Below are 7067 nucleotides of genomic sequence, written 5' to 3' on the forward strand. Positions count from 1 at the left end.
ACTTCGTTCAGACGATTCGCGGGGGATGTAGGAACGTAGGACCTGATTCAGAAGGGATTGCGACGGTGTCGGGTGGCGAGGTGGCGGAGCGCCTCTCGGTAGGAACGTAGGACCTGATTCAGAAGGGATTGCGACCCAGTAACCTTCGCACTAATCTCGGCCTTCTTCGTAGGAACGTAGGACCTGATTCAGAAGGGATTGCGACCAGGTTGCGTATGGGCGTGCTGCCGATCCGGGTAGGAACGTAGGACCTGATTCAGAAGGGATTGCGACCGAAACTGGCGTCCCGGTAGTCCCACCATCGGGAGTAGGAACGTAGGACCTGATTCAGAAGGGATAGTTTGGAAGGATGAAGGATGAGGGATGAAGGATGAAGTGAGGCGGTCCGCACGGAGGCGGTGAGCGTTTCGGCGGCGCTGCTTGGTTCAACCTTTTGCGTTTGGGGCGGTGACGGAGCGTTGAACCAAGGGGCGGTCATTCATCCTTCCGCCTTCTGCCTTCATCCTTCTGGAGTCCTGATTCAGAAGGGATAGTTTGGAAGGATGAAGGATGAGGGATGAAGGATGAAGTGAGGCGGTCCGCACGGAGGTGGTGAGCGTTTAGGCGGCGTTGCTTGGTTCAACCTTTTGCGTCTGGGGCGGTGACGGCGCGTTGAACCAAGGGGCAGTCATTCATCCTTCCGCCTTCCGCCTTCATCCTTACGAAATGGATGAGCGATGAGGGATGAAGGGCCCAGCATGAACAGGGGCGGCGTAGCCAACCGTGATGGCGATATTGACGCTCGGTTGAAGCAGTACGCCCTGGCTGTGGTTCGACCCGTAGACTCTTTGTCGAGAACGACCAGCGCGGGCGTGCTGGGCCGCCAACTTCTGAAGCTTACGATGACTTTGGGGGTAGCTTGCGTCCGCCGAAGGTGGACGCACCGGTATCGTCCAGGCGTACCAACTCGCTCCGTGGCGGGGTAGCCCACAGGGGAGGGCAGCAGATGAACGCCATTCTCGCGATTCATCCGTACAGGCATAACGGGCTTTGGGGGTTCTATGACGAGAGGGTCGGCTTGGTGCAGGAGCCATTCGTTTCCGGTGCCGACGAAATCATTGAACGGTCGTCCGCATCTATATCCGACGCGGAGAGCGGCTTTACCATTCTGTTCTCGGCCAATCGGTTTCCTGGCGCACAGTATGAATTCGAGTGGCGCAGGGAGGAGTTGGGAGGGAATGGTATTACAGCCCGGATGTAGATATGTAAGGATGGCTCTGCCCCGCACTGTTCAGGTACTTCGAATCCGCACCCAAAAAGCTTTATGCTCAGTTCGAGGGAAATGCGTCCGGATGGATGCGGGCGTGAGCCGGCGACCGTTCCTGGAAAGCACCGGACGTGGCCGGCGGAGCCCAGACAAAGATCGCCAGGCTTGGCGCGGGAGGCCCAAGCCGCCGGGAGGGGCTGTTCGTGTCCCGTGCGCGCTTGACGCGGTCCTTCAGCGTCTCAGGAAGTCTCGGCGATGGAGGGGAGGTGCGCCATGATTGTGGGGCCAGACCGTGTCGTCGCATGCCCACGGTGCGAGGGGTTGGCCAGGCATCCGACGCTTTTGTCGGGGAACACGATTGGCATGCTGGTATGGACCGACGGGAAGCGCTTCGCTCCGATGTGCTACCAACCTCCCCCGGTCGTGAAGTGTTCTCACTGCGGTAAGTGCTACTGGCTCGCCGAAGCGGCCACCGTGGGCCACGTGGACTGGGGGGAGATTGAAAGGGACGCTGAGGCGGCCCGGCGGATGCCCATGGTGGCGGAACCCGCGGAGGCAGATTTCTACCAGGCGTTCGCAGAAGGTCTCGCGCGAAACCCAGAGGAGGAACGAACCCTGCGCACGTTGGCCTGGTGGAGGAGTAACGACCCGTTTCGGGACGAGTGGCCGGAAGAAGGCCGCCAGATTTCCCCCCAAGTCCCCTACCGTCCGGAACGATCCGACGCCTGGCGGAAGAACCTCGACGCGCTCCTGAGGTTGGGCGGCCCCGAGGACGTCGAGGGGGTTCTCTTGAAAGCCGAGATCTTTCGGGAACTCGGCCGGTTCGACGACGCGGCAGGCCTCCTGCTGGAGATTCTGGAGAACGCCGAATCTCCCGAAATCGCGGAAGCCGCGGAGAAGATCAGGGAGTTGTGCGACGTCGAGGATACGTGCGTGCGGCTTCTGTGGGAATATCGCTAAAGGGCGCTGGCCGCAGAACTCCAAACGCGAAGCCGTTGCCCGCGTCACCGGTCCGGCGTGGCCTCAGGGGGACGGTGCTACTCGCAACGTGCATTCTCGATTCCCGACTGTCGCCTCCGTAGTCCCTCTGAAAGCCGCTTGACGAAGCCCGCCTGGAACCGGCGGGGGGCGCTTCGTTGCAAAGAGGGCCCCTGCGCCCCTGCGCCCAACAGGCGATCCCTCCCTTCTTCGCCTCTTGGCGAACCCGCGGCAGTCTGCCGCAACGTTGCCGGCGTGGCGCCCTCGCTGGCCCGTGCGGGACGATGGCGCTGCACAACCGGATCAGGGCCCAGCCGGGGCTGGCACACCCGGCCGCCGGATGGGCGGAACCCAGCACAGAGCAGGAAAGGAGGGCACCATGGAGTCGAGAACATTCTGGGCGGAGCTGGCGGAGAAGGGGGAGCGCGTGTTCTGCGAGCCGGCGGTGCTGTACTCGTGGGAGGAGATCATCGAGGGAGCCCCGGTGCGCCGCCCCGGCGGAAAGATCGAGAGGATGAAGGCCGTGGCCTTCAATACGTTCCGGGGGCACACCCGGATCGACAAGTCGCGCCCCGGCTCGAGCGAGGTGTTCCCGCCGTACTTCCTCACGAACCGCGACCGGCTCCTGCGTGGTCTGGAGCGGGTTCGGGACCGGGAGGATCTGCACCGGCTTCTCAACGAGGTGTGCGAAGACATCCGAAGCCGCATGACGAACATCGTGGACTCCGTCCGGACCTCGTTCAACAGCGTGCGAAAACCGGTGGACCTCTACGTGGAACACCTGGTCGCCATGGCGCGGGAGGTGTCGCCGGAGCTCCGACGGCGCCTCGTGCCGCTGCTGTTCCTCCCCCTCGACAGCGTGATGCTGGGGCCGATCGAGGTTCGCGGCCAACCGCTTTTGCACCTGTTCGACCCGGCCACGCTGGCCCGACACCGCCTTTCCACCCGGTCGTCCTACGGCCACATCCGGTCCGAGACGGCGTACAGAGAGCTCCAGGCCGAGGTGGACGCGAAGTGCCGCGAGTTGAGCGACCGTTGCGGAAGGCCGTTTCATCCCATCTACCTCGACCTCCTGTGGGGCGATCGGTACCTGCACGCGGGCGGCAACCTGTTCGAGCTGAACCCCCCGATCCACAAGGGGCGAGGCGCGAACGGCGGCCGCTGCTGATTTCGGCGCGGGCGCAACCGCCTTTGCTTCGGGTCGCCAGAGTGCGGCGCCCGGCGTGAGACGGACGACGGGAGGCCCACGCTACCCCGCCGGGTTCCGCGTGCGGCGCGTCCCGGGGGCTCGGGCGCAGGGCGAACATCCACGGGAGGGCTCATGCACGAGCGAGAGCGTAGGCCGGTGCTGCTGTGCACGTTGGGCGGCACGTGGCTCGTGGTTCCGGAGCTGCTGGGGTATCTGGACCCCGAGCGGGTGCCGGTGTATCCGGCCGCGTGGTGGGCCGGGCGGGCCCGGCCGAGCGTGGGGCCCGCCGAGGAGGTGTGGGCGGTCACGACCCTGGGCCAGAGGGCGCTCCAGGGGGTGGCGGCGCTGCGGCGCTACTGGGCCCTCCTCGGCCCCGGGGCGCCGAGGCTTCGGGTGTTCGCTCCGGCCGGGGTGGACGACGTGGTGGCGGGCCCGCCCGAGGACGACCCCCTGGCCGAGCTCACGTACCGCTTGGCGCTCGCCGCCCGCGAGCGGGGCGGGCCGGTCCTCTACAGCCTGGCCGGGGGCCGGAAGACCATGTCGAGCCTGCTGCAGAAGGCCGCGGGCGTGTTCGGCGCGGCGCGGGTGTTCCACGTGGCCTCCACGGCCGAGGCCGACACCCTCACGAGGGGGCTCACCCCGGAGGACCTCGCCCGGTCGGGGTTCGATGCCCGCACGGCGGCGGGGCTCGTGCCGGTGGACCTCGGGGCCGAGGAGCCCTTCGAGGGGCTCGACTGGGCGCTCGACGGCATGACCCCGATCCGGTCCGAGGCGTACCCCGTGCGGGCCCGGGAGACCGAGGCCGGGGTGTGGGAGGTGGAGGGGCTCGACGGGTCTCTCTACCGGGAGGTGGAGCGGCGGCGGCGCGAGGCCCAACGGGTCGCCGGGAACTACTTTCTTCACCTGCTGGGCCAGGACGCCCGCGAGAACTTCCGGAGCCTCTACCGTCTGCCCGCCTCCCGGATCGACGCCCTGCGCCGCGACCGGCTGGGGCTCGACCCGGCCCGGAGGGACGAGGAGGTGGCCTGGCTGCGGCGGCTCCCGAAGGCCGACCTCCATTGCCACCTGGGCGGGGCGGCCGGGCCCGGGGATCTCGCCCGGCTCGCCCGGGCGGCCGCGGCCGACGCAGGGGAGGCGTTCGCCGAGGCGCGGGCCGCGGTCGGCGGCCTCATGGCCTGGTTTGCCTGCACCGCGCCCGGTCCGGGGCGGGTGGAGGAGGCGCGGCGACGTATCGCCGAGGCCCGGGAGGCCTCGGGCCTTCCGGTGCACGCCGTGACGGCGGCGATCGTCCTCGGCCTGGCGGATCTGCCGGGGTGGCTGGACACCCTCACCGACCCCTGGGGCACCGGCGCTGGCGGGCCGCAGGAGAGGTTGCGGGAGTACTTCGCGGCGGGCGACTTGCAGGGCAGCAGCCTGCTCCAGGGGCCCCGGGCCATCGCGGCGGCCTGCGAGCTCCTGGTGGAGCGGGCGGCCGCCGACCGGGTTCGGTACCTCGAGGTTCGGTGCTCCCCGGGCAACCTGACCCGCGGGGGGCTCGATCCGGCCGGGGCGCTCGAGGCGATCCGCCGGGGGTTTCGAACCGCGTGCGGCCGGGTGCCCTCGGCCCCCCGGGTGGAGCTCCTGGTCATCGGCACGCGGCACAAGGAGCCCGAGCGGTTCGCCGAGCACGTGCGCCTGGCCGCGAACGACGAGGGGGCCGCATCGCCCCGGGTGATCGGGTTCGACGTGGCGGGCGAGGAATCCACCCGGTCGCCGGCCGAGCTGCGGGAGCAGTGCCTTCCCCTGTTTCGCCGGTGCCGCAAGATCACGATCCACGCCGGCGAAACCGAGCCGGTGGAGCGGGTGTGGGAGGCCGTGTACCACCTGAACGCCGACCGCATCGGCCACGGGCTCAAGCTGCTCGACCACCCCGACCTCCTGGCCCACTTCCGCGACCGGGGCACGGCCTTGGAGATGTGCCCCTCGAGCAATGACCAGATCGTGGGGTTCGCGGGCCCGCGGCGGCCCCGGGGGCCCGTGTACCCCCTGGGCGAGTACCTGGCCCGCGGGGTTCGGGTGTGCGTGTGCACCGACAACCCCGGGCTTTCGCGCACCACCTGGTCGGAGGAGCTCTGGGCCGCCGCGGCCATGACGCCGGGGGGTCTCACCCGGTGGGACGCGCTCGCCCTGGTGCGCACGGCCTTCCAGGCCTCGTTCCTGCCCCTTCCCGACCGGGGCGAGCTCCTGCGCCAGGTGGACGCCGAGGTGTACCGCACGCTCACGGAGGCCCCATGACCCGCAGACGGACCGTGCTCGTGGCCCTGGCCGGGCTCACCCCCCAGGTGGTGACCGAGACCCTGTACGCCCTGTGGCGCGAGGGCGACCTCCCGTCGGAGATCCATGTGCTCACCACCCTGCCGGGGCGGCAGCGGGTGCGCGAAACCCTGCTCGACCCCCACCACGGAGCGTTCTACCGGTTTTGCAGCGACTACGGCCTCGACCACCGGGACATCCGGTTCGGCCTGGACACCGTGCACCTTCTGGTGGCCCCCGACGGCCGTCCGGTGGAAGACCTGCGAACGGCAGAGGAAAACGCGGCCGTGGCCGACCAGTTGGCCGGGTTCGTGCGCGATCTGGCCGCGGACCCGTCGGTGCGGATCCACGCGAGCCTGGCCGGCGGACGAAAGACCATGACCTACTACCTGGGCTACGCCCTGTCGCTCTTCGGCCGGCCCGGCGACCGCCTCACCCACGTGCTCGTGTCGGAGGACTTCGAGGCCCACCCCGAGTTTTACTACCCGCCGCCCCGGCCCGTGGAGCTTCGCACCCGCGCCGACAAACGGGTGAGCACCGACGAGGCCCGCATCGACCTCGTGGACATTCCCTTCGTGCGGCTGGGGGAGTTCGTGCCGGGCGAGGTGCTTCGGGGATCGTTCTCCGAGATGGTGGCCGGCGCCGAAGAGGCCCTGGCGGCCCGGTGCGGGGGCCCCGCGCTCGAGGTGGACCCCGCGCGAAGCGTCGTGCGATGGGCCGGCCGGGAGTGCCACCTGGCCCCCCAGGGGCTCGCCGTGTACCTGCACCTGGTGCTGGCCGGGGACCTGCGGGGCGAGGCGCTTCCCTTCGCCGACCTGATCGGCGAGGACTTGGTGGAGGAGATCTGGCCGGAGCGCGCCCGGAGGCTGGGGCTCCGGGGGGAGGAGGCCCGGGCGCTCGGGGACCGGGTGGAAGCGCTGGCGCAGTCGCCCCGGGGCGACCGGAACTTCGCCTCCGTGGTGTCCAAGGTGAACCGCGTCCTCCAGTCGGCGTTGCCGCCGGGGGTTGCGGCCCACCTGACCGTGCAGAAGTTCGGCCGAAACCCGGTGCGCTACGGCGTGGGGCTCACACCCGACCGGGTGCGGATCGACCGTTCCGGCCCGACCTAGGTCGGTCCCCGGCCGTCGGACAAGCGACGCCCGAAGCTGGCGATCGCGCGCGGATTCCAAGTGACTTCGGCTAGGCGGCTGGGCTGCTCGGCAGCTAGGCGGCTAAGAACCTTCGGGATTCCAGCGTCGGCAGCCGTCCCAACCTGTGGGAGCGGCCTCCAAGCCGCGACGCCCTTTCTCCCGGGCCTTGCGGCCCGGGTCGCGCCTTGGAAGGCGCTCCCACACCGGGGCCCCGAAGGGGCCCTGGGGAGCT

5 protein-coding genes and 1 CRISPR repeat array are annotated in these 7067 nt (G+C 69.1%); all 5 genes read left to right on the top strand.

All coding sequences use genetic code 11. The features are described 5' to 3' along the window. Window positions 1-27: 27 nt before the first annotated feature. Window positions 28-345: direct repeats of the CRISPR family, unit length 38 nt; unit sequence GTAGGAACGTAGGACCTGATTCAGAAGGGATTGCGACC. Window positions 346-985: 640 nt separating this feature from the next. The 5 genes from ACYQ8L_RS17660 (at window position 986) to csm6 (ending at window position 6814) form a co-directional block, all read left to right on the top strand. After that, window positions 986-1240, top strand: coding sequence for a hypothetical protein (locus tag ACYQ8L_RS17660; RefSeq protein WP_459943139.1), 255 nt, complete (start codon window positions 986-988; stop codon window positions 1238-1240). A 369-nt stretch (window positions 1241-1609) separates the two neighbouring features. Then, window positions 1610-2206 carry a hypothetical protein gene (locus ACYQ8L_RS17665; RefSeq protein WP_459943140.1) on the top strand — a complete coding sequence of 199 codons (597 nt, stop codon included), beginning with the start codon at window positions 1610-1612 and terminating at the stop codon, window positions 2204-2206. 397 nt (window positions 2207-2603) lie between these two features. Next, window positions 2604-3392, top strand: a complete 789-nt coding sequence (locus tag ACYQ8L_RS17670; protein WP_459943141.1) for a hypothetical protein — start codon at window positions 2604-2606, stop codon at window positions 3390-3392. A 153-nt stretch (window positions 3393-3545) separates the two neighbouring features. Further along, window positions 3546-5687, top strand: a complete 2142-nt coding sequence (locus tag ACYQ8L_RS17675; protein ID WP_459943142.1) for a CRISPR-associated ring nuclease — start codon at window positions 3546-3548, stop codon at window positions 5685-5687. Continuing rightward, the gene (csm6, locus tag ACYQ8L_RS17680; protein WP_459943143.1) at window positions 5684-6814 is read left to right on the top strand and encodes a CRISPR-associated ring nuclease Csm6; all 1131 of its coding nucleotides are present in this window, start codon (window positions 5684-5686) and stop codon (window positions 6812-6814) included. The genes ACYQ8L_RS17675 and csm6 overlap by 4 nt, the downstream gene beginning before the upstream one ends. The last annotated feature ends 253 nt before the right edge of the window (window positions 6815-7067 follow it).

The sequence above is a fragment of the Deferrisoma palaeochoriense genome (assembly GCF_054656955.1).